Source organism: Prevotella sp. TF12-30 (assembly GCF_003436715.1).
Taxonomy (GTDB): Bacteria; Bacteroidota; Bacteroidia; order Bacteroidales; family Bacteroidaceae; genus Prevotella; species Prevotella copri_A.
Genome location: NZ_QSQJ01000004.1, coordinates 14090 through 38332, shown reverse-complemented (window position 1 = coordinate 38332; position 24243 = coordinate 14090). Strand labels below are relative to the sequence as shown.

Below are 24243 nucleotides of genomic sequence, written 5' to 3'. Positions count from 1 at the left end.
TCAAAGGATTGCACTTTCAAACGCCCTGAAAGGGCAAAAGCTCATAGGAGGGTGTGCCATAAGTCACATACAATACGCCCTGAAAGGGCAAAAGCTTTAAAAATAATCGAAGAAGATGCTCTTGCTATAAAGAATTTACGTAATATTGAAATAAAAGAAAAAAATATCCCAAAATATTTGGTGGATTCACAAAAAAGTATTACCTTTGCACTCGCTAATGAAAAATGGCAGTGTTGGTTCCGTAGCTCAGTTGGATTAGAGCAACAGCCTTCTAAGCTGTGGGTCTTGGGTTCGAACCCCAACGGAATCACAAAAGTGGATTAATCGAAAGGTTAATCCACTTTTTGTTTATATACATCCCGGGAAAAATGAAAGCAATATATGTTTTAACTAAAAAAGGCCGATGCAATATGCACCAGCCTTTTTCTTATCTTCTACTTATTATTCAGTAATCAGTGTAAACTCTGAACCCGAAGCATAATCCTGGCCATTCTGCTCATTCAATGCACGCAGACGGAAGTAGCGAGCCTTGACAGGCTTGTTCAACATCACCTTCTGCAGCTTGGCTGTCTTCTCAAAATGACCCTTCAAGATTGGCTCACCCCAAGTCTTGTTGTCGTTGCTGACGTAGATTTCATAATCCTTGATGCAACCATTCAGGGAACCATCCTGGCGAGCCAGATAAGTAAAGCCCTTGATGACCTTCTGCTTGCCAGCATCGAAGTCAACCCAGTGAGGATACTTAGCCAATGTAATGGAATACATCGTATGCCAGAATGTAGAAGGATCGCCATCTACCAAGTAGGCAGCATCACCTTCATCAGGCTCCTGGCTGGAAGCAAAGGCAATCTGAAGACCGGATGTCTGCTGATTCTGCTGCATCTTCTTCATAACCTCCTTCATCATTTCACGACCGGTAGCTGAAACCTTCACGATATTTCCAAGCTCTGACTTCACCGCAGGACGGATAATGAATCCGAATGTGGTAGGAGTACTGCGTACCTGATCTGGTGTCAAAGGACCACCCTGTCCACAGCTGGCACCGCCCAATCCTGTAACCTTTGCATCGAGGTGCAAGTGAGTACCGCTGCTCTTTGGCAACTGATATGGATGTGCTGCCAAAGTCAACTCCTGCTGACTCCAAGGCAATGCTGAGGCAGACATTGTACTGTCAGAGATGAATACTACACCCTGCTGGCTGTCGTTGGTAACGGCACACCAACGAACCTCCTCGCGGTTGCCCTGTGCCTGTGGCTTAGGAAGCATGATGCCCTGCTCTGCTACCGGACTGTGGTACCAACCGATAAACTGGCTGGTCTTGCGGTCGTTATAGTTGTTGACAGGTCCACGTCCATAATAATCATACTGGTTCAACTCGCTTGGCAATACCATAGAATAGCCGATACGAGGCAAGATGACCTTGGAACGGTTAGCACCGATGGCACTCTGCATCTCGATAGAACCATCCTTATAGATAGTATAGATCTGGCGTGAAGTGAACTTCAGGTCAGCATCAGTCAAGGCATGCTTGTTCTTCTCGAAGTTATAGCAAGACTCTGGGTCACGGTCGCGGTTGCTGTAATTCACATCGCATCCCTCCTTACCCTGACTCTCTACAGTGAAGTCGAGCTGGTAAGAACCATCCTTCTTGGCAGTATAGTTCCAGTTCTTCACTACATGCTGCAGGTCGTACAGACCATTCTTGAACCATGCATTGTGGTATCCGATACCGGCATCGTTGTCTGTAGGAGCACGATATGCATCGAGCTTAGGACCATTGCCATCCTTGATGATATCCTGGCTGCCATACTTCAGGCTATAGATAGCACCGGTATTCAGGTCGAATGCCACCTGGAAGTTGCCGCCATGGATGTTGGCACGCTTAGCCGCCTTATCTACCGAAAGCTTCATCGCCTTACCGTTCTTGGCAACAGTAGCGATAGAAGGAGCAGCAACCTCAGCGCCCTTCACTCTCAACTGCTCTTCCATCTGAGGATACCCCTTGGCAGCCCATGGCATATCCTTACCCAGAAGGAACTGAACTGTTACGAAGTACTCGCTCTTTGGATCGAGGCTTGCATAATCGTAAGGCAAGGTATAGAAGCCCTTCTCGCGAGGACCCACGATATTCTTGGCACCCTGCAATGGCTGATTCTTTGAAATGCAGACGCCATCCTTATAGAGAGACCATACAATCTGGTAATTCCTGAGAGGCTCGAAGTAGTTCTTGTTGAAGATTTCAATCTGTCCCTGCTTCATATCCACAGCCTTCACGCCTACATTCTGATAAACCTTCTTTACCTCGTAGTACTGAGCCTTAGGTGAGAAGTCTGGGCGAAGGATACCATTCATGCAGAACATACCATCGTTTGGCTTGTTGTCCTTACCGAAGTCACCACCGTATGCCCAGTAGGTCTTTCCGGTTACAGGATCCTGCTTGTTAAGGGCCTGGTCAACCCAGTCCCAGATAGCTCCACCCATGAAGAAGTTAGTGCTCTCGATGGCATCCCAGTAATCTATCAGGTTACCGCAGGCATTACCCATAGAGTGAGCATACTCAGAGATGTGGAACGGATATTTCAGCTTGTACTTGCCCTGTACGGCTCCCTGAACCCAGGCGATGGAAGGATACTGGTTAGAACCCATATCCACGATATCATTGTTGCGCTCATACTGAACTGGGCGGCTGGTATCATAAGCCTTGATGGCATTATAGCAATCTACGAAAGTCTTGCCAGGACCAGCCTCGTTACCCAAACTCCAGATTACTACAGAAGGATGATTCACGGTAGCGTGTACCATCTCCATGTTTCTGGCGATATGAGCGTTGCGGAACTCAGGTACATGAGAAAGACTCTGCTTGCCATAGTAGTACTCATGGCTCTCGAGGTTAGCTTCATCCTCCAGATAGATACCATACTTATCGCAGAGATAATACCAGTAAGGTGCATCAGGATAGTGGCAGTTGCGCACATGGTTGATGTTTCCACGCTTCATCAGGAAGATTTCGTTCTCCATCTGCTCGCGGGTAGCAGTATGACCTAACAGTGTATTGTTCTCATGACGGTTGACACCCTTCAGCTTGATAGGCTGTCCGTTGAGATAGTAGTATCTTCCAGCTAATCCGAACTCATCCTTCTCGGCAGGAGTCTCCTTGATTTCCACCTTTCTGAAGCCAACGATGGTAGAGAAGGTCTGAACCGTTCTGCCCTTGGCATCCTTCAATTCTCCTACCAATGTATAACGGTAAGGAGCTTCTGCACTCCAGAGCTTCACCTTGTTGGCTGCATCGAGCGTAGTCTCCAGCATAATCTCGCCCTTGGAATTCAATTTTCCTACGAGAGGAGTAGAAGCTGTAACGCCTTCCATCAGGTCATTGTCGTCGGAATAGAGACGGTTGGCATAGAGTGAATACTGCAAGGTATAACCCTTGATTGCCTTCTTGGAAAGGTTCTGCAACTGGGCAGAGATATGCAAGGTGGCATGGCTGTAGGTTTCATCCAGGTCAGGAATAGCCTTGATGTCTCTTACCTGAACCTGTGGTTTGGCAACCAAAGCCACGGTGCGGAAGATACCAGGCAAGCGGAACATATCCTGACTCTCCAGGAAAGAACCGTCTGAATGGCGATAAACCTCTACAGCTACCGTATTCTCCTCACCCTCCTTATTAAGATAAGGTGTAATGTCGAATTCAGCCAGGTTGCGTGAGTTCTTGGAGAATCCCACATACTTACCATTTATATATAGGTAGAAGAATGAATCTACACCATCGAAGTTGAGATAGATCTGCTGCCCCTTCCAATCTGCAGGTACGGAGAAGGTTCTGCGATAAGAGCCCACCTCATTGCGGTTGCGATAGGTCATCCAGTTGGTAGGAGGTGTACGCATCACTCCACCCTTCCAGTCGTTCATCGGCTGCCAGGAGTGCTGGAAGATGACACGCTGGTTAGAATAGAGCGGATCTCCATACTTGTTCTTTCCATCTTTCTGCAGTCCAGCCAAATTCCAGTTCATAGGCACCTTGATATCGTCCCACTGAGAGACATCATAGTCTGTACGGTAGAAATCCTTAGGACGCTCATCCGGATTTGGAGCCCAATGGAACTTCCATAATCCATCGAGAGATTTCCAGTAAGAACTGTTCTCCGGTAAAACCTTTCTCGCCTCTTCGACATTGCGGAACGAGAAGAACCAAGCATGCGGCTGCTGCTTGTTGACAGCTACGGAATCAGGACTTTGCCACTCCCATCCCGTAGGCGCAGCCTGCTGATTGTAGAAGTAGCCTCCTAAAGTACCATCTGCCCATGCCGATGAGCAAATGAGTCCGGTTAAAAGTAATAAATAAGTTTTCTTCATAAGTTGATGTTATTGTTTCTAATTATATTCTTTGCAAAGTTACGCTTTTATTTTGAAAGAGCAAAATAGTAGAAGGGAAAAAGCGAGAAAACACCCGATTTTTTGAGATAAGCCTTTAATCTTTGCCCTACCCGATGATTTTTTGCACGAAAAACTTGGCAGAATCACAGAAAAGCTGTATCTTTGTCGCATACAATCAATCTTATGGCAATATAGATATACTAAATATATTATTAATTAATAAATTCAATCTTAAACAAAGACATTTATGGTAAACAGATTCATTCTTAATGAAGTTTCCTATTTCGGTCCAGGTGCCCGCAAGGAGCTTCCTACAGTAATCGCTAGTCGTGGTTGGAAAAAAGCTTTGGTTGTAACAGACAAGGGCTTGATGAAATTTGGCGTTGCCAAGATGGTACTCGACGTATTGGACGAGGCTAACATTGCTTACGAGGTATTTGATGACGTAAAGCCAAACCCAACAGTTTCCAATGTTACTGCAGGTATTGAGGCTTGCAAGAATGCTGAGGCAGACTTCATCATCGCTATCGGTGGTGGCAGTTCTATGGATACCGCAAAGGGTATCGGCGTGGTTGTTACTAACCCAGAGTTTGCCGACATCGTTTCTCTGGAGGGAGTTGCACCTACCAAGAACAAGTGCTTGCCTATCGTAGCTCTTCCTACTACTGCTGGTACCGCAGCAGAGACCACCATCAACTATGTGATTATCGACGAGAAGCGCCAGCAGAAGATGGTATGCGTGGATCCTAACGATATTCCTGCCGTTGCTATCGTAGATGCTGAGCTGATGTACTCTTTGCCAAAGGGTCTCACCGCAGCTACCGGTATGGATGCGATGACTCACGCTATCGAGGGCTTGATTACCAAGGCAGCTTGGGAGATGAGTGATATGTTCGAGCTCAAGGCTATCGAGATGATTCATAAGTACCTGCCTATCGCAGTGAATGACCCTACCAATCCTGAGGGTCGCAACGGTATGGCTGTAGCTCAGTATATTGCCGGTATGGCATTCTCTAATGTTGGTTTGGGCGTTGACCATGGTATGGCTCATCCAATGAGTGCCCTTCATGATGTTCCTCACGGAGTAGCATGTGCCATCCTGCTTCCTACCGTGATGCGTTTCAATATGGAGGTAAGTGTACCTAAGTATGTACAGATAGCCAAGGTTGTGGGTGTTTACAAGGATGGTATGACCGACCAGGAGGCAGCAGAGGCAGCATGCAATGCTATCGAGGAGTTGTCTAAGTTGGTAGGTATTCCACAGCATCTCAGCGAATTGGGCATCACAGAGGCTGACATCCCTGCCCTTGCCGAGCAGGCATTCACCGATGTATGTACTCCAGGTAACCCTCGCGAGGTTTCTAAGGAGGATATCATCGCCTTGTATCACAAGATTTTGTAATATAGGCTAAAGATACAATCATACTTTAATATTTTAATCGCCCTGAAAAGAACAAGCATAAATAATGTTTCACCTTTCAGGGCGATTTTTTTATTCATTTAATCTCTCAATTAGGCTTTTAATTTCTTTTCCTTCATATTTTCCTTCTTTCTTAAATCGCATATCAAACTAAGCCATTCTTCTTCAACAAATCTGTCAATTCTTTCCCCTTTAAAGTACTTCGCTCCGATTTATCATAAATATAAAGCAAGCCGAGACCATCCTCTATATCAGCTAACACCACTGTTATAATACGGGCACCGCCACTTTTACCAGTTCCTTTCGATTTGATAGCCATACGAACCTTACGCAAACCACCACCTAAATCTGCACCCAAAGAGGGGGAAGAACTTAATTCATTCATCAATTCTTTCAAATCAGATTTAAACGACTTATAGCGCTTATTCAATCGTTTAGCTTCCCTTTCAAAAGAAGGGAACGTATATATCTTACAACTCATTCAACACGTCCTCCAATGGTTTAAGCTCTAGCTTTCCTTCACGATAGGATTTCAGCTCATGGAGGGCATTGTCAAAACCTGATAGAATTTCTTCTTTAGTCATACAAGGCTCCTCTTGAACCATACACGCCTCATTTGCCTCTTTATTTGCAAAGAGGTTTCTTATCCTATCCAAAAGATGGATATCTTGTGTATTAAGCACCTGACGAATAATTTCATTCTGTGCTGCTTGTATATTTAATGCTGTCATACAACTCCTTTTTATTTGCTTTAAAAATACCGAATATCACTTATTTCCTGCAAAATTACACAGAAGTTTTCAAAATGCCAAATATTTCCAGGCAAATCTACAAAAAGGTTAGTGTTTTCTTTGATTTTCAGAGAATTATTCGCATTTTTGCATCGTTATAGGATATAAATTCTTTATATGTCAGAGATACTATATGCCCTCTCCCATCTTCCCCGCAACTCCAAGCAAAGTGCACGAGTGAGAAACAAATATATCATCAACATAGCTGACAAAGTTGTATTTGGAGCTTTAGATACTTCTAGTTCACTTGCAAACCTAACGAAAGATGCAGAAGGAATAGGTTCTTGTACCATTAGCAAGCGTAATAATCAATCGTAAAAAGCAATGGAAGTTGTAGGAACATATAGGAGAAGTTGCCGGAAAGATTAATATCTGTTTTCGGGAAAGTTAATATCTCCAGCCGCACAACAGCTGTTGTGCGCTTGCATAACAGCTGATATGCGCTTGTACAACACGTGTTGTGCAAGCGGAAACCAACTGCTGTGCACCAACTTATCCAGTCTTTTCCTTTCTCGTATCATCAGTCAAAACTCCTTTCACCATTAAGCTTCTGATAATCAGAAAGTATCAATTGGTGTGAAAGGAGAATTGAATTACGAATTGTTTTTTAGAATTTGGTGAAGTATAGCCTCAACATCTTAGAGCGGAGCATCATTTTATCGCCCTTGAGCTTCTCTTTGTAAAAAGCTTCTCGCAGATTGTTGATGCCGTAGCTTCTGATGCTGTCATTCACAACGGTTGCAGGAATATCACCACCATTTTCTCCATGATCCTGATGCCAGTTGTTCTTGTAAGGCGAATGCAGAATCAGACTGTCACCAGTCTGTTCGAATCGGAAATAATAGCCACGGAAACTTGCCGTTGTGCCTGTGATGTTCGCACATGAAATTAACTTGTGCTGCACGCCCCAAAAAACTCTTTCTTTCGAGAGGTTCAATTTGCCTCCGGTAGCGAGCGTATCAACTTGCTCCAAATGCCAGTAACCATCCAGGTCGCCATTGTCGCTCATCTCGATGGTGCATGCCGATTGGAAACAGAGAACCAACATTCCAACTAGCATTAATATCAAATGTTTTCTATTCATATCCTTCCCGTCTTAATTAAAAGTTTAATATGCCTTGTTTGCTCACCGTCAGTTGGAAGCCAGCGTTATGCCCCAGCATTTCCTCGCTACCGAAGTCCATGCCGTAGGCAGCCTTCAAGCTCCATCCCTTGTTGAAATGGTAGCAGCCTTCCAACAAGGTGCTCACGTTGTGATGAGCCTTCGTAAAAGGCCATACATATCTGCCCCATCCTTTCTGATAGGTCAGTAAGGCACGATACGTTAACCTGTCGCATGGCTCGCCATCAAAGCCCAAGTGATAGGCGATGAAGCGATTGTTTTTCACCTCTATCATACCATCGTTGTTGTAAAGAGGGGAACGGTAAAGGGGATTTCCCATCACCTGCCCCCAATGCTGCCAACCCGGATAGTTGCGATGATTGTAATAGTCGTCTACGCCCGAAAGATGATCGGGGATGTTGGCGGTGTGGTCATGGTTGTAAGGTCCACTCTGATACTTGGTGTAGATGTATTCCAAGACCAGATTGCGCAACCATCTGCCATACTTGATGTTGATTTCGGCTCCCAGCATATTGTCCTTGAGCGAGTACTTGAAGTATCGGCGTGTTTTCTTTACTTGCCAATCCTTTCCCTCTCCATAGCCATTGTAGTCCATCATCAGCATCTGGCTATCATCCTCGAAGAAATGGTCGGCATAGATACCCAGTTTCCAAGTGTCAGCGTCGTAGTTAATGCGCATTACCCACGACCCCAACAAATTACCAGAGGCATTGGCATATACTCCATCGCTCTCCTCCTTACCGCCAGGCATAAAGGCATGCCATAAGCCCTTGAGGCCGCCCTCTGTCTTCATAGGAATCATTTTACCCTTGCTATCAGGAGCATAAGGGGTACCTCCAAACTGCGCTGCCATCTCCAAGCCAAGTTCCACGCTCAGTGGACAGAAAAAGCCCTCGTTTCCGATGCGCAGATACCCAGCTTTGCTATGATACAGCACTCCATCTGAGTACTTAGTTTTGCGCTGCGTGAAGTCGTGCTGCCAATTTTGGTCGGTAAACTTTCCATAGGCTATATGGCCCTTCATCTGTAGCCATCCGTTCAGGATAGGTACCGTCCAGTATTCAGGCAGAGACAGTCGCACCTGTGGAACAGGTCGGGCGTTGATGCCCAACGTCTGGCTACCGCTAGAAAGCGTCTGGTTCTTCAATTCCATCGGATATTCCTTGGCACCTACGCTGAGCACACCATGCAACCATCTTACCTCAGCAAAAGCCTGTTGCACCACCAGCTTACTCGTGAAATGATAAGGTACAACAACATCAACCCCATACCCTATTCCCCAATGGTGAGCGTTATCGGTGGCAAGCGGACGCAACAAACAGCCTCGAAGGTAGCCATTCTGCTTTTCTAGGGAACTCAGTCCGTATTTATTAGCATTCAGCCAAAGCGGAGTCTTTTCGTTCGAGAAAGATCCAGAAGTCTCCAATCGGTATTCCAATCCATCGCCAAGGCTTTGTTTTGCAGAATCTGCCCCTTCTTGCCACTCATATTGAGCGAGTGAAGAAGTAGGATTCGAGCTTAGGGCAATCAGAAACATAGCTATCGTACAATATTTATTCATTCTTATATTTAAGTTGATTTGCTTACAAAAATACGATAATTCTGGCATAAACATACTAAAATTAACATTCCTTACATAATTAGTGCAAAATTATTTGCTTAAATTAAAAAAATAGTGTACTTTTGCAAACATAAAGTGCAATTATGTAGCAAAAATATATAAAATGACAGATATTCTTGAAAAGAAACAAATAATTGAAACAGACGCAGAACAGATAAGCCTTCCAGGCTTTGTAAGATTGGTAAAGGCTCGCAAGAAGCTGTTCTATGTTGTCATGCCCATAGTGCTTGTGGTGGCAATCTGTATCCTATACTCCCTGCCAAGATATTATACCACACAGACATCCTTGGCACCAGAAGTGGAGAACACTTCTATATCGGGTGGCGCACTCGGTTCGCTGGCATCCTCGTTTGGAATAGACTTGAACAATATGCAATCCTCTGATGCCATCACACCTTTACTCTATCCAGACTTGATGAACGACAACAAGTTTGTGGTAGATTTGCTTCGGATTCAAGTGAAAGCCATCAAGGAAAACCTTCCTCCCCATACCAACTACTATACATACTTGACTATGTATAAGAAAAAGTCATGGATGGAAAAATCCTTGGAGAGTATGAGCAACTTGCTGAGCCATGAGGAGACTGCAGTGAAAAGCCTCGAAAAAATCAATCCCTATATGCTCACCAAGAAGGAAGACGGCATCGTGAAAGATGTACGAAACAACATCCGTATAGATATCGACAAAAAGTCTGGTATGATTACAGTCTTTGCCACCGCACAAGACCCATTGATTTGCAAGATTTTAGCCGATTCCGTTTCAGAGAAATTAAAGGCTTTCATCATCAAATATCGCACTTCCAAATCTCAGAAAGACGTAGAGCACTATAAGAAGTTGATGGCAGAATCGCAAGCGGCCTACGAGAAGGTAAGGCGTCAATATGCCAGCTTTGCTGATGCCAACAATGATGTAATTATGGAGAGTGTTAAGTCAAAGATGGAAGATATGGAGAATGATATGCAGTTGAAATACAACCAATATACAGCATATAACACGCAATATCAGGCTTCCATTGCAAAGTTGAGGGAGCATACCCCTGTGTTTACCGTCTTGCAGGGGGCTTCCGTGCCAGTAAAACCTGCTGGACCTAAGCGAATGCTGAGCATTCTTGGTATCTTGACGTTCTCCTTCTTCGTCCTCTTGGCAGGTATCATATCCAAGCAGTTATTGAAAGAATTAAAATAGCAATTTAGATAAGTATGTTAGGTATATTGCTTTTGGCTCTTTTGCTGTTGGAAGTATATGTGTTGGGCTATCTGGAGTTTATCTCTTGGCGAACCATCTATACTCCCCTATGTTGCCTGATGTTTCCGTATCTATTGGTGTTGTTGATTTCCATGGCTGTGGCAGGGCACTTGGGATTCGTCAATTTCTACTACTCTAGCATCAGTGTATGGTGTGTCGGACTTCCTGTCTTCGCCATCCCAAGTTATCTTCTCTCGTTGGCAAAGAACAGATATCCCTTGATATTCGGCGAGAAAGTTCAAGAAGGTAGATACCCTGCCACGCTAGGTGTCATCTCCCTTCTGTTGGCACTGCTATTCTTATGGAGATTCCATAGTGTATGGAACAGTAGTACAGCTATGTTTGGTACAGATGATTTTGCCGAGGATTTTGCGGGTCATGGCATTTGGGCACACTTGCGTACCCTGGCAATGCCGCTGCTCATTGTCGCTGTGTATTATTTCAAGCGGAAGCAATGGTATCTATGGGGCATTATCTTTGCCTTGCTCCTTATACAACTCTTGTATATGGTGAAAGGTGCCATCATCATAGGTGTGGCATCAGGTCTGCTCATCCGTCTCATGGCTGGCAAGATGCACTTGAATCTGGGGCTTATTCTCAAGGTGAGCTTGGGTGCTTTCGCTATCTTTCTGCTCACTTATATGGTTCTTCCGCTACTAGGCAATGAGAGCGCAGAGGCAAACGTCGAGCTTTTCGAGATGGTGGCAGGACATTTCCTGCATTATCTTACTAGTGGAACGTTAGGGTTTAGTTATGACGCAAATCTCAACTTCCCCGATATGGGAAACTTTGAGATATTGGTATCTCCTTTTGTCAATATTTATAAGACGCTTACGGGCGACCCAAACTTGCTTTCGCCAGTCAATCCTCTCTATTTGCATACAGGCATCTCCTATACCAATGTGAGAACCTTCTTCGGTACGATGTTCATCTATTGCAATAGTTGGCAATTCATAGCCTATACGCTGATATTGAGCAGCTTGATCTATTCCATCCAATTGGGTTCGCTTCGCAGTGGCAATATGTTTCTATATACCCTACTCAGTTACTATTGCGGACTCTTGGGAATGGGATGGTTTGAGTTCTATTATTTCCACTTAGCCATCCTGGAAGTTCCTGTCATGATTCTGATGCTAATGGGCATTGCCAATGTCGAGAATAAATTTCGTGAGAAAATCCGCCAGAAACATCTCGTTGAATTAAAAAAATAAATTATGAGCATACGCAACAACTTTAAATATAGTTTGATTCTCACGCTCAGCACCTATTTAGTGCCTCTGCTGGTGTTTCCGTACATCAGTCGAGTGCTGGGTGCAGAACGTATTGGAGCTATAGACACGGTTGATGGTATCATAGATTATCTCGTACTCTTCTCCATGATGGGTATGCAGGCACTTGGCATACGAGAGATAGCTCGCCATAAGGATGATAAGGCAGAACTCCAATCTGCCTTCAATGACCTCTTTTGGCTTAACGCCATCACAATGGTCGTTGCCCTCGTCATATTATACTTCGCCTCCTGCTTTGTGCCAGAGTTACAACAGAGGGGAAGGCTGCTGCTGATAGGGTCTTTCAAGTTGGTGGCAAACCTATTCTGGATAGAGTGGTTCTATCGTGGGCTGGAGAATTTCCGATACATCACTATTCGTTCCATCATTGTCAGGCTCTTATTTGTAGCTTCGGTTTTTATTTTTGTTAGAGATGAAGGTGATTTCGACATCTATTATCTGCTCTTTGTGGGCATCGTGGTTCTCAATGCCTTTTGCAACTGGACTTATCGTAGCCGATTGGTTTCACTGAGTTTGCGCCACGTGAATCTACGTCGTTATCTCAAGCCTTTCGTGATGTTAGGCATTTTTGCCATACTCTCTGCTATATATACCAAACTCACCTTGCCAATACTGAGTTTCCTGTGTGGCGACGAACAGGCGGGGTATTACTCTGTGGCAGTAAGGATGTATCAAGTCATCATCGCTCTTATTTCCTCGCTCATCAGCGTGCTCATCCCTCGAATGAGTGTGCTTATTAAACAGGAACGATGGGATGAGGTAAATCACTATTATACTAAAGCTATCAAGCTACTCGTTGTGCTTGCAGCATTGATTATCATCATTATGGAAATCCTAGCCCCTTATGTGATATACATATTTGCAGGAAAAGGATTTGAACCAGCCATCCTGCCTATGCGCCTCGTGATGATTCAAGTGCTAGTGGTTGGATTAGAACAGATATTGGTATTACAGCTGCTGATACCCCTTCGGGAGGATAAGACCATCGTGAAATGTGGTTTGTGCGGTTCTCTCACCTGGTTGCTTCTCACCTTCATACTGATTCCTAGATTTCAGTGTGTAGGAGCAGCTATCGTATGGATTGCCTCGGAAACCATGGTATTGATCCTTGCAGCGAGGAAAGTGAACAAGAAATTGAAAGAGGTTAATAAAAGACGAACATTATGATGAATCATACAGCTATTATTATCGTAACATTCAACCCTTCGTCAGAGGATTTGCAGCACATTAGAAATTTGTCTGCTTCCTGTGAAGGCTACATTGTTGACAACTCCCCTTCCCCTATTTTACAGCAAAAAGAGATAGGAAAAATGAATTATAACTGGATGAAAGGGAACAAAGGAATTGGCGAAGCCCAGGAATATGCCTTGATACAAGTCCTGGCGCAAGGAGTCTACACGTATGTCGTGTTTCTTGACCAGGATAGCAGGATTGATGCAGAGTATGTTCGGATGATGGTGTCGGAATATGAAAGAGTGTTGCAGGAAAATCCCAATCTGGGAATACTCGGTCCTACCATTTTGAATACGGCGCAGCAAGAGGAATATCATTCCTATATCAGAAAAAAACAATATCACGGGGATGGATTCCTCAAAAAGGAGAATATTATATCTTCTGGGAGCTGCATCAGTTGCAAGGTCTTGGAAAAGATAGGATTTCCTGATTCCAGACTATTCCTCGACTATGTGGATAGTGAGTGGTGCTGGAGAGCGCACAAGCGAGGTTTCATCTGTGGACAGACAGATCGTTGCCAGTTGTCACACCAAATCGGAATCAAGACCATCCATCTTGGAGTCATGCAAGACATTCTGTCGGCACCCATGCGTTATTATTACCAATATCGAAACTTCTTATGGTTGCTACATGTGAAATACGTGCCGAGATATTGGAAGTTGACGAACGCCGCAAAACTTCTTTTGCGTCCTTTCTATCTTCCATTTGTCACAAGTCACATCACACCTTATTATATATATATGTTGAGGGGTGTTTGGGATGGTATCACACAATATAAGAAATACAAAAATCACAAATAATGAAAATAGCTATCTATTGCGTCACCTACCATACTTATCAGGAACTGGACGCTTATCTTAGTAATATCGAAGAAAGACTTCAAGGATGTACGCAAATCGAATTGTCCGTGAACGTATGTGACAATACTGAAGGTGAGATTCTGCCTATCAATTACAAGCCCAAAAGATTCACAATCAACGTGTTTGGTGTCCATCGAAACCTCGGATACTTTGGGGGAATACGCTATATGATGGAAAGGGTGAATCCTGAAGATTTCGACATCTCCATCATCAGCAACGTGGATGTAGCCATCTGTGATGATTTCTTCTTGCGATTACAGAATTTGCTCATCCGTCAAGAGACTGGTTGGATTGCACCCTGTATCTTTTCGCATCGAGAGCAAATAGACAAGAATCCCAAGATCATCGTTCGGTATAATAAGCGCAAGCTTTATCTGCTCCGAATGCTCTTCAGTTTTTCTCTACTCTACAATCTCTATAATCGTTATCTGCACAAAGGCAGAAAGAAGGTTCAGAACACCCAGTGGCAGAAAAAGTGGGTGCGCAAGATATATGCAGGGCACGGTTCCTTCATCATTCTCACCAAAGAATACTTCAAGAGGTGTGGCATCATCAATTATCCTTGCTTTTTGTTCTGCGAGGAGATATACCTAGGGGAGCAATGCAAGGAGCATCAACTGGATGTGGTTTATGAGCCAAGCCTTCGCATTGATGATGAAGAGCATGCTTCCACCGGAAGCTTCAAAGGCAAGAAATACTGCCAATTCAACTATCAAGCATTATCGTATATAATCAAGAAATACTATTAGCTCAATGCCATCCTCATTACAAGGATGGCATGATGCACAAGCTTCGCTTACCCGTATGCACGGAGTCAAAGCATATCCACTTGCCGTCGGCGCTGCATCTAGGATGTAGGTCGCACTTCCAATGCTTGTGTTCGGAAGGAGACACGAAGCACTTCGGACTCTTGGCATCGGCTAGTAGGACTATTTCATCCGTCACTCGGTTTACTTTGTATAATCTGACATGGCGCCATTTGTCAGGATAAGTATCCACCAGGAACCAGTCGTCGTCGATGAAATGCTGATGCCCATCACTGTTGAGAACAGGATAGGCACATCTTTTCCACTCCTTCATTTCGGGAGAAGAGAAATATACATGAGAATCCACATCTTCTACCCTGCAATATGCCACAATGCCATTGAGATGGTTCCAGGCATAATGAGAAACCATGCCCGTGGTAGGAGAAGCCATCAGTTGATTCTCTTGGAGGTCATAGACCATCAGGCGGGTATGACGAGATGCCCCCTTATACCAACGATGCAAAAAAGCCACGTAACGATTGTCGTAAGAGAACTCTGTATGAGTTACAAAGTGCATTTTGTCATCCATCGAAGGCTCATGCTCAAATTCTGATATTTGCTGTATGCTGAGCAGCATCTTTCGCGTGTTTCTTTCCATATCTATCAAGTACAAGCCTGTTTTTTCTGTTATGCCTTCTGAAAGGACAGCATCGGCATCACTGACACAGTATCCATATCCTGGCATATTCTGCTCCAATCTGCCATAACTGAAGTTAGTGGCAAGCTTTCCGTCATAAGAGACGGTGTCTATCGGATAGTTCAATTTTTGAATCATATTACCCTTCATATCTATTACTTTAGCGCAGAGTTGTCCGTTTTCGCTGTCATTATAGACAATTCTTTCGTCCTTTGTCCATTGGAGTCTGCACCCCTTGTGATAATTCCAGGCATGGGTCTTGGCAAGACAATGCCAATCCGAAAAATCCTTGCCATCCAGATAGCCTATCTCCAAGGCGTCCTGCGGAGTCGGCATTCGCAAGGGAATGAGCAAACGATTGCAAAGAACTTTCTGGGAGTCTCGACTGAAAGGATCTAAATCGTGAAATCCGAAATAATACCCCTCACGGACCAGTAGCGATGAGCTGAACTTGGAGTCATAATTAGGTAACAAGTCGAAGAAACCTTGATAAATATTGCGCAAGGAGTTCTTTAACAGATAATTGTTCTTTACCTTTTTATATACGTATGATTCTATTTTATTCATCTTTTTCTATTTTTATGCCTATGCAATAATTAGTTATACAATGCAAAAGTAGAAGAAATAATTGAAAGTACCAAATAATTTGCACTTTTTTGTGTCATACTGCAATAATAAGACATCCCAAACGTTATTATAGATATAAACAAGAAAATAGAAAGAACAATATAGAAATGGATAGGAACAGGTTAGTATCAGTTATCATGCCTACTTATAATGCCGGCAAATTTCTTGCCGACAGCATCAGTAGTATCCTAGACCAAACCTATCCTGACCTGGAACTGCTGATTACAGATGACGGTTCCACGGATCCGGTAACTCTGGATATTCTGCACAAGATAGAGGAAAGGGATAGCCGGGTGGATGTGCTCTATCTTGACCACAACCATGGAGCAGGATACGCCCGGAACAAGAGCATAGAACGTGCCAGGGGAAGATACATCGCTTTCTGTGATAGTGACGACCGGTGGACACCGGATAAACTGGAAAAACAAATCGCATTCATGAACCAGAAACAGTGTGCTCTATCCTGTGCCTCATACATCATCTTCAATTTGAACGAACAAAAATCTGTAGGCATCAATATCGCACCGCCTAAAATCACCTTCTCTATGATGAAGCGGGATAATAAAATAGGTTGCCTCACTGCTATCTATGATACCCAACTGCTGGGCAGAAAATACTATATGCCCACTTTACGTAAGCGACAGGATTGGGCTCTCTTCCTGCAAATCCTGAAAGATTGCAAGGTGTGTTATTCCTACCCCAACCAGCCGCTGGCTGTGTATTGCCGCCACAGGCATTCCATATCCAGCAGCAAGTTATCACTTGCTAAATACAATATAGCTGTTTATCGTAGCATTCTGGGGTATGGATGGTTGAAGGCTTGCTTCTACTTTGCTTTTTTGTTTTTGCCAACATACATTCTGAAACTAATGAAGCGAAAACAGGATAGTTACTGCTTTGTTAAAAGAAAAGGATAGCTAAATATAATATATCGCACAACTTTACGTTTATATAGTAAATGGAATAACTCTATATGAGAAATAGTATTGTTAAGACAAAAGTCATAGCAGATGGAATGAGTGCTATGGAGCGAAACGTCAAGCGAGCTGGCGACTTCCTGTTAGCAGCAATCAGCTTACTGCTCGTTTCGCCTCTCATGCTTCTAATATATATAATGGTAAGATGTGAAGATGGTGGACCAGCTATTTTCAAGCAGGAACGAATCGGACGGTTTGGGCGCCCCTTCAACATCTATAAATTCAGAAGCATGACGGTGGATGCAGAAAAGAATGGTCCTCAGCTCTGTTCCCATAAAAAAGATAAGCGACTTACACGCATAGGCAAGTTTCTGAGAAAACATCATCTGGATGAACTTCCTCAACTCTGGAACGTGATTTGTGGCGATATGTCGTTTATTGGTCCAAGACCAGAACGAAAGTTCTACATAGACCAGATTATGGAACGTGACCCTAGATATAAGAATCTGTATCAGATTCGCCCTGGTGTTACTTCCTACGCAACCCTCTATAACGGATACACAGATACGATGGAGAAGATGTTGCGCCGCCTGGATATGGACCTATACTACCTGGAGCATCGTTCATGGTGGTTTGATGCCAGAATCTTAGGCAAGACTTTCATCAAGATTATCTTCGGAAGAGTGTTCTAAATTCATATAGAAAAGATTCGACCTGTACGGTTGAAATTACCCAATACGCCCTGAAAGGACAAAAAGCTCTGAAATTGAATGCTTTTGCCCTTTCAGGGCGACTTTGTTGTATTTATTCTAAAACCCAGGGCGCTGCCCTGGGCTAAGAGCTTCTGCCCTTTCAGGGCGTATGGGATGTGGCTTATGACACACCCCTTTTTTTGTTTCTTACAGATGATTCGAAAGCCCCAGCAAAGCCAAGGCTGCCTCATTATATTCATTGATGACATCAGCCTGCTTCATACCCATATCTATCGCCTCCTGCAAGGCATTGGCATATTCCACATAGCTGATTTCGCCACTCTCATACTCGGCAGTACTAAGGCGAACGATTTCTTTTGCCTTTGAAATGTTCTCGCCGTTATAATAAGCCATGCGTTTGGCTGCATTCTGGAAACGGTTGTAGCCTAGGCGATAATCACGTTCCTTTTCTCTCCGCTCCTGCTGCATCTCCAGTTCTGCAACCTCACGATCCTTCTTGGCAGCCTTCACCTTTGCCTTGGTAGCGCCGTAGAAGAGAGGCACGCCTACTCCAATCTCAAAGCCGAAGAAGTTACCCTCGGTAAAACGCTGACGGTCGATGTGATAAGGATCCCAACTGGAAATGAGTGCCTGGGTACGGAGCGTAAGCGAAAGAGATGGCGCATAACCAGTCTTGGCGCACTTCACCTCCTTGTCGAGTGCCTTCAGACGGTCTTGCTGATACTGCGCGTCAGCAGTCTGCTGATAGTTGAAGGTTCCGCTGACAGGAGATTCCAGTGCAATGAGATAAGATTCGGCTGGCAAAACAGGCTGATCGGTATTCAATAAAGCCATCAGTTCCAACTGCTTGTTCTCAGCCTCACTCTTCACATTTACCATCTCTAAATGGTTTTCATTACGCAAGCGCTCGGCTGTAAGGAACTCCAGCTGTCTGGCTTCGCCTGCCTTGTAACGCTTCTCGGCTACATCGCAATAACGGTCGAGGATAGAATCCTGACGCTGAAGGATACTCAGACGATGAGTCTGATAGAGCATCGCATAATAAGCAGAAGCAATCTCAAGCTTAATCTGCTGATCAGTTACACCCAGACGACTTTTCTCTGCCTGAGTTTCTGCCTTAAGCTGACCACGGCGGGCGGTATAAACCGTTGGAAATTCGATGCCCTGTGAAAATGCAAGAGCATTATCGGTATCGCCGCTTGAAGCCGGATTCTGTCCGAAAGCAATCTCTGTCTTGTCCACATCCCATGCCGTTCCTTCCATTACCTTGGCACGTTCTATCGATTTTCGTCCAGCCTGCAACGTCAGGTTCTGCTTATCTGCCAACTGGAAACACTGCTCCAAAGTCATCTTCGTGCCGGGAATAGTAGCATCGAAAAGATGAGCCTTTGCCTCTGAAGGGGCCAGCAGCATCAAAACAGCTGCCAGCCCGAATATAGTTTTCTTTTTTCTATTGTTCATCCTAAATGTTTTATGTTATCTTCTTAATTGCCTATTTCTTGGTGAATGTCTTGTAGATAGCAGGCAACACCAGCAAGGTGAGCAGCGTACTGGTTATCAGACCACCTATCACCACCGTAGCCAGTGGTCGCTGTACCTCTGCTCCATCACCCTGGGAAAGTGCCATTGGCAGGAAACCCATAGAGGCAACAAGTGCCGTCATCAAGACCGGACGCAAGCGAACCATACAGCTCTCGATGATGCGATGATGAATCAATTCTGTAACTCCAATGGATGCTGACAGTTTGTCAGCAGTCTTTTCTTCACGTTGCATCTGGTTCATCTGTCCGATAAGTACGATTCCATTGAGCACCGCTACACCAAAGAGAGCTATGAAGCCGACACCTGCCGAGATGCTGAAAGGCATACATCTGAGCCACAAAGCCCAGACGCCTCCGATGGCTGCCAGCGGAATGGCAGAGAAGACGAAGAGCGACTCACGAACATTCTTCACCGTAGCATAGAGCAACAGCAAGATAATGACAAGCGCTATCGGTATTACTACCATCAGACGGTTGGTTGCACTCTGCAGGTTTTCAAATTCACCACCATAATTATAATAGTAGCCATCCGGCAACTTCAGCTTCTCATCGAGAATCTCCTGGATGTCCTCCACGGTACTCTGCACATCCCTGCCCTTCACGTTGAATCCAACGTAGATGCGGCGGGCACCATCTTCATGAGAAACCTGAGCCGGCGCTGGTGAATAATCAATATCTGCCACCTGGGACAACGGAATATTCGTACCATCCTTGAGAGGTATGCTCAATTGCTCAAGCGTCTCTACGTTGCGCTGCGAAGGATCCATGCGGAGCACAATATCAAACTTCTTGTCTCCTTCGTAGAGAGAACCAGCCACGGCTCCGGCAAAGGTGGTTTCCAATATCTCACTGATATCATCCACACTAACCCCGTAGGCTGCCATCTTCTCATGGTTGTATTTTACCTGGATCTGAGGCAAACCGGCAACTTCCTCCACAAAGATACCACTCACGCCCGGCACACCTTCTATCATCTTCTTCACCTTTCCTGCCTGCTGAGTGAGCACGTCCAGATCTTCGCCAAATATCTTGATAGCCACATCCTGCTTGATACCTGTCAGCAGCTCATTGTTGCGCATCTGGATAGGTTGAGAAATCTCTGCTTCCAATCCAGGAATGGCACTCAAGGTTTCCTCCATCTTCTCCATCAGTTCTGGAGTAGTCTTGGCAGAGGTCCATTCAGCCTTCGGTTTCAGTGCAATCATGATGTCGGCACGTTCTACCGGCATCGGGTCGGTAGGAATCTCTGCACTACCTATTCGGCTAACTACCTGCTTAATCTCAGGATATTCCTTCTTGAGCAGCTTTTCAGCCTTGGTACAACTCTCCACCATCTGCGACAATGAAGTTCCCTGCGACATACTCATCTCCACGGCAAAGTCTCCTTCTTCCAGACTTGGGATGAATTCGCCTCCCAGATATTTGAAGCCCACGATACTGACGCAGAAAAGAGCCACAGCTCCTGTGATGACATCCTTGTTACGTGCCAAGACCCAGTCGAGAACCGGACGGTACCATGCCTGCAACTTTTCTATCACGCGGTCGGAGAATGTTTTTCGGGTATGAACCTTTCGACTTAACATCAGCGAACTTGCCATCGGCACATAGGTAAGCGAGAGAATGAAGGCTCCCAGAATGGCAAAGAATACCGTAAGTGCCATCGGACGGAACATTTTTCCTTCGATTCCTACCAGTGTCATCAGCGGAATATATACAATCATAATGATGATTTCACCGAACGCAGCACTCTGTCGGATTCGGGAAGCAGAGAAATGAACTTCCTCGTCCATCTGTTTCTGAGTCAGGGCAAATGGGGTTGCTGCTCCGCCATTCTGACATTGAGCAAGATAAGCAGCACGAACTTCCGGCTGCGAGAAATGACCGGTATTGATATGTGTCACCACAGCTTCAACAATGATGACCGCAGAATCCACTATCATACCAAAGTCGATGGCTCCCAGCGACATCAAGTTTCCGTCGATGCCGAAGGTCTTCATCATGCCAAAGGCAAAGAGCATACTGAGCGGAATGACACTCGCCACCACCAGTCCTGCACGCCAGTTGCCCAGAAAGATGACAAGCACGAAGATAACGATGAGTCCACCTTCGATGAGGTTGCGGGCGATGGTACCCTCTACTCTATCCACCAGGTTGGTACGGTCGATAAACGGTTCGATGACCACACCTTCGGGCAATGATTTCTGAATCTGACTGATTCGCTCCTTCACGTTTTTGATTACATCCTGGAAGTTCTCGCCCTTGAGCATGATGGCGATACCTGCCACCACCTCGCCTTCACCATTGCGGGTAACGGCTCCGAAACGGGTGGCATGGCCCAACTGAACCTTTGCTACATCGCCCACCTTGACTGGTGTTCCATCCACCGTCTTCACCGTGATGTTGGCAACATCCTCCAGATTCTTCACCACACCGATGCCTCGGATATAATACTGGTTGGAATTCTGCTCGATGTAGCTGCCACCCGTATTGGCATTGTTGCGCTGCAAGGCATCAAACACCTCGCTCACGGAGACCCCGCTGGCGTTCAGCTGGTCGGTATTGATAGCCACCTCGTATTGCTTGACATAGCCGCCCCAACCGCTTACTTCGGCAACGCCCGGGGTTCCGGAAAGCTGTTTGCGCACAATCCAGTCCTGCATGGTTCGGAGCTGGGTGAGCGAGTATTTATGCTCGTATCCCTCCTTGGCACGAATGGTATAGTGGTAGATTTCGCCCAATCCGGTGGCAATAGGTCCCATCTCGGTTTCGGTGTTCTTTGGCAGTTCTTTCTCCAACTGTTCCACTACCTGACTCACCTGCGAACGTGCCCAATAGATATCGGCGGCATCATCGAAGACAAGTGTGATAACCGAGAGTCCGCTTCTTGAAATGCTACGGCGTTCCTGGATGCGGGGAATATTTGCAAGCGCCATCTCTACAGGAGTGGTTACATATTGCTCCACCTCCTGAGCTCCCAGCGAAGGAGCCTGAGTAATAACCTGCACCTGATTATCTGTAATATCCGGGGTGGAATCGAAAGGAAGGTGCACCAGCGACCAGACACCCCATATCGCCAGGGCTATAGAGAGTACTCCAATCACCAGTTTGTGGCGAATGGAATAAGTAATAAGTTTCTGAAACATAAGCTTTAATCTAAAAATGATTCGTTGAAAACTATTAAAGCTTAATGCGCATGCTCACCATGTTCGCCTGTAAGCGAAGCGAGATAATAAGCGTTCGCAGTTACAATCTTCGTGCCGGCAGCTCCATTCTTACCCTTCAGCAGATGGTTGCAAAGCTTCACCTCTGTATATTTACCATCCGAAGCGCCTGTGGTCACCTCATGACGGGAGAAGCTGTAGTTACCCTTGCTGGGAGCTCCATTGAGAGCGAAGACATACTGCTTTCCATCTGCGCTCACAATTGCATGGGATGGCAAAGCGAGACACTGCTGGCTGCCTGTAGCTATCTTTCCGCTTACATACATACCTGCGAAAAGCTTTCCGCCATGAGTATTGCCTGAAGAAGAATGCAGATAACTCTTCACGCTTGCAGCATCTAGCTTTACGTGAACAGCAACGGCTTTCGAATTATCGTTAAAGTATTGGTTCATACCATAAACTGTTCCTGAAAGTTTTACGCCAGGCTGGTTAGTCAAGTTTATGGTCACCCGATTGCCCACCTTGACCTTCGCCAAATCCTTCTCGAAGACATTGAGGTCGCATTCCACTGCCTGGGTGTTTCTGATCTTCATCAGAGGAGTCTGCATATCAGCATAACTTCCCAGACTGGCAGTCATCTCGCTCACGATGCCGGAGATAGGCGCATGCAAAGGGAACGCTGTGGTAAACTTGCCTTTGGATACAGCGGAAGTAGAAATACCCATCTGGCTGAGTTGCCTGCCAATACCCAAAAGATTGGCATGAGCCACTTGGTAATCTTTCTTGGTCTGCTGTAAGGTACGCTTCACACCTGCTCCCTGCTTACTGAGCAGAAGTTGGCGCTCCAAATCAGCCTTGGCAAGTTCACACTCCTTGGCTGCAGAGTAGTACTCACGCTGAAGACTTACCACATCTGTATTTTCAACGGTAGCAACAACCTGTCCTTTATGAACAAGCTGCCCTTCTTTTACAAAAATAGATTTCACGATACCGCCCATCAAAGAGGCAACATCCCCCATCGCCTGTGCACGCAGTACGAGCGATCCTTTCGCTTTTATGGTGGCATCCATCTCGCGCTCCACAGCCTCACCCATCTTCAAATCTACGGTGCTTACCTGCTTGGCAGTCAACGGAATATGATCAAAATCCACTTCTTCTTCATGTTCATGCTCATGTTCCTCATGTGCATGAGCCTCTGAACCGGTCTGCTTCCCAAAGAAAGCGAATCCAGCCCAGGCAATCGCCGTAACGGCGACGATCAAAATTATTCTTTTCATGTTTTTTCTATTTTATAATTCTACACTACAATTTGACACAACGAATCTTATCAAAAATCCGTTGGCAAAAGTACACGAAAAATCTTGCAACTCAGTTGCATTCGAATCTTCAAATCGATTTTTGCAACCAAGTGGAAAACTTGTAAAATCATAAAATAGAAGGAGGTCCCCGTCTGCTATAGCCTGCCGCCAGTTCCTCTGCAAGAGGAGAAGCTGCCACATGCTGCCATCTCACTGAAATGAGTGAGAGACGAGGGAGGGTTAAAAGGGAAGAACAGGACAGGACCACAAGCTGATGGTTCTCATCAACCTGCAACTTGCGGATACCCTTCACCATCTTGGAATTGACGACAAACTGATGCATTTGACGAACGCTACAGTTCTCACGGTCGCTATCATTTTCCTGATCATGATGGTCGGTATGTTCATCATTGATGTTGCCATCCTGCTCACATTGCTCCTGAATCATACAGATACGCCCCATGTGGTGATGATGGGTCATCACCGTGGATAGCAATATGCTCAATGTAGCTATCCAGAGGCTGAATATGTATAATCTTCTTTTTCTCATTCGCAATTTGGCTACAAAATTACAGTTTTTTTG

Annotated in this window: 18 protein-coding genes and 1 tRNA gene; 9 read left to right on the top strand and 10 right to left on the bottom strand. The window is 45.2% G+C overall.

Annotation, left to right across the window (positions count from 1 at the left end):
- Window positions 1-235: 235 nt before the first annotated feature.
- Window positions 236-310, top strand: a tRNA-Arg gene (locus DXD25_RS02770).
- A gap of 131 nt (window positions 311-441) precedes the next feature.
- Here the strand turns inward: DXD25_RS02770 and DXD25_RS02765 are convergent.
- Window positions 442-4356 carry a glycoside hydrolase family 2 TIM barrel-domain containing protein gene (locus DXD25_RS02765; protein ID WP_117661692.1) on the bottom strand — a complete coding sequence of 1305 codons (3915 nt, stop codon included), beginning with the start codon at window positions 4354-4356 and terminating at the stop codon, window positions 442-444.
- 268 nt (window positions 4357-4624) lie between these two features.
- Here DXD25_RS02765 and fucO point away from each other — a divergent pair, with 268 nt between their 5' ends.
- A complete protein-coding gene (fucO, locus tag DXD25_RS02760; protein ID WP_089542590.1) occupies window positions 4625-5779 on the top strand; it encodes a lactaldehyde reductase in 1155 nt (384 codons plus the stop codon).
- A gap of 163 nt (window positions 5780-5942) precedes the next feature.
- Here the strand turns inward: fucO and DXD25_RS02755 are convergent, their stop codons facing one another.
- The 4 genes from DXD25_RS02755 to DXD25_RS02740 form a co-directional block, all read right to left on the bottom strand.
- Complete coding sequence (locus DXD25_RS02755; protein ID WP_117661691.1) at window positions 5943-6278, bottom strand: type II toxin-antitoxin system RelE/ParE family toxin; 336 nt, start codon at window positions 6276-6278, stop codon at window positions 5943-5945.
- Complete coding sequence (locus DXD25_RS02750; RefSeq protein ID WP_117661690.1) at window positions 6268-6528, bottom strand: hypothetical protein; 261 nt, start codon at window positions 6526-6528, stop codon at window positions 6268-6270. The genes DXD25_RS02755 and DXD25_RS02750 overlap by 11 nt, the downstream gene beginning before the upstream one ends.
- Window positions 6529-7195: 667 nt before the next feature.
- Window positions 7196-7672 (bottom strand): lipocalin-like domain-containing protein, encoded by a 477-nt coding sequence (locus DXD25_RS02745; RefSeq protein ID WP_117661689.1) that lies wholly within the window; start codon window positions 7670-7672, stop codon window positions 7196-7198.
- A gap of 16 nt (window positions 7673-7688) precedes the next feature.
- Window positions 7689-9272 (bottom strand): capsule assembly Wzi family protein, encoded by a 1584-nt coding sequence (locus DXD25_RS02740; protein ID WP_117661688.1) that lies wholly within the window; start codon window positions 9270-9272, stop codon window positions 7689-7691.
- A gap of 163 nt (window positions 9273-9435) precedes the next feature.
- Here DXD25_RS02740 and DXD25_RS02735 point away from each other — a divergent pair, with 163 nt between their 5' ends.
- The 5 genes from DXD25_RS02735 to DXD25_RS02715 are packed head-to-tail and all read left to right on the top strand — an operon-like array spanning window position 9436 to window position 14709.
- Window positions 9436-10518: a chain-length determining protein gene (locus DXD25_RS02735; protein WP_117661687.1), complete on the top strand. Its 1083-nt coding sequence runs from the start codon at window positions 9436-9438 to the stop codon at window positions 10516-10518.
- Window positions 10519-10532: 14 nt separating this feature from the next.
- Window positions 10533-11789, top strand: coding sequence for a DUF6337 family protein (locus tag DXD25_RS02730; protein WP_117661686.1), 1257 nt, complete (start codon window positions 10533-10535; stop codon window positions 11787-11789).
- Window positions 11790-11792: 3 nt separating this feature from the next.
- A complete protein-coding gene (locus DXD25_RS02725; RefSeq protein ID WP_117661685.1) occupies window positions 11793-13034 on the top strand; it encodes a flippase in 1242 nt (413 codons plus the stop codon).
- Window positions 13031-13900 carry a hypothetical protein gene (locus DXD25_RS02720; RefSeq protein WP_117661684.1) on the top strand — a complete coding sequence of 290 codons (870 nt, stop codon included), beginning with the start codon at window positions 13031-13033 and terminating at the stop codon, window positions 13898-13900. The genes DXD25_RS02725 and DXD25_RS02720 overlap by 4 nt, the downstream gene beginning before the upstream one ends.
- On the top strand, window positions 13900-14709 hold the full coding sequence (locus tag DXD25_RS02715) for a glycosyltransferase family 2 protein (RefSeq protein WP_117661683.1): 810 nt from the start codon (window positions 13900-13902) through the stop codon (window positions 14707-14709). The genes DXD25_RS02720 and DXD25_RS02715 overlap by 1 nt, the downstream gene beginning before the upstream one ends.
- Before the next feature lie 16 nt (window positions 14710-14725).
- Here DXD25_RS02715 and DXD25_RS02710 read toward each other — a convergent pair whose 3' ends face one another.
- On the bottom strand, window positions 14726-15970 hold the full coding sequence (locus DXD25_RS02710) for a hypothetical protein (RefSeq protein ID WP_117661682.1): 1245 nt from the start codon (window positions 15968-15970) through the stop codon (window positions 14726-14728).
- 167 nt (window positions 15971-16137) lie between these two features.
- Here DXD25_RS02710 and DXD25_RS02705 point away from each other — a divergent pair, with 167 nt between their 5' ends.
- Together DXD25_RS02705 and DXD25_RS02700 are read left to right on the top strand one after the other, a co-directional pair.
- Complete coding sequence (locus DXD25_RS02705; protein ID WP_117661681.1) at window positions 16138-16947, top strand: glycosyltransferase family 2 protein; 810 nt, start codon at window positions 16138-16140, stop codon at window positions 16945-16947.
- 56 nt (window positions 16948-17003) lie between these two features.
- Complete coding sequence (locus DXD25_RS02700) at window positions 17004-17639, top strand: sugar transferase (RefSeq protein ID WP_117661680.1); 636 nt, start codon at window positions 17004-17006, stop codon at window positions 17637-17639.
- A gap of 207 nt (window positions 17640-17846) precedes the next feature.
- Here the strand turns inward: DXD25_RS02700 and DXD25_RS02695 are convergent, their stop codons facing one another.
- The 4 genes from DXD25_RS02695 to DXD25_RS02680 form a co-directional block, all read right to left on the bottom strand.
- Entirely contained in the window at window positions 17847-19121 is a 1275-nt protein-coding gene (locus DXD25_RS02695; RefSeq protein ID WP_117661679.1) for a TolC family protein, read from the bottom strand.
- A 31-nt stretch (window positions 19122-19152) separates the two neighbouring features.
- Complete coding sequence (locus tag DXD25_RS02690; RefSeq protein WP_117661678.1) at window positions 19153-22344, bottom strand: efflux RND transporter permease subunit; 3192 nt, start codon at window positions 22342-22344, stop codon at window positions 19153-19155.
- A 41-nt stretch (window positions 22345-22385) separates the two neighbouring features.
- Entirely contained in the window at window positions 22386-23639 is a 1254-nt protein-coding gene (locus tag DXD25_RS02685) for an efflux RND transporter periplasmic adaptor subunit (RefSeq protein WP_117661677.1), read from the bottom strand.
- Between the two features lie 148 nt (window positions 23640-23787).
- Window positions 23788-24210: a hypothetical protein gene (locus DXD25_RS02680; RefSeq protein ID WP_147327827.1), complete on the bottom strand. Its 423-nt coding sequence runs from the start codon at window positions 24208-24210 to the stop codon at window positions 23788-23790.
- Window positions 24211-24243: the final 33 nt, after the last annotated feature.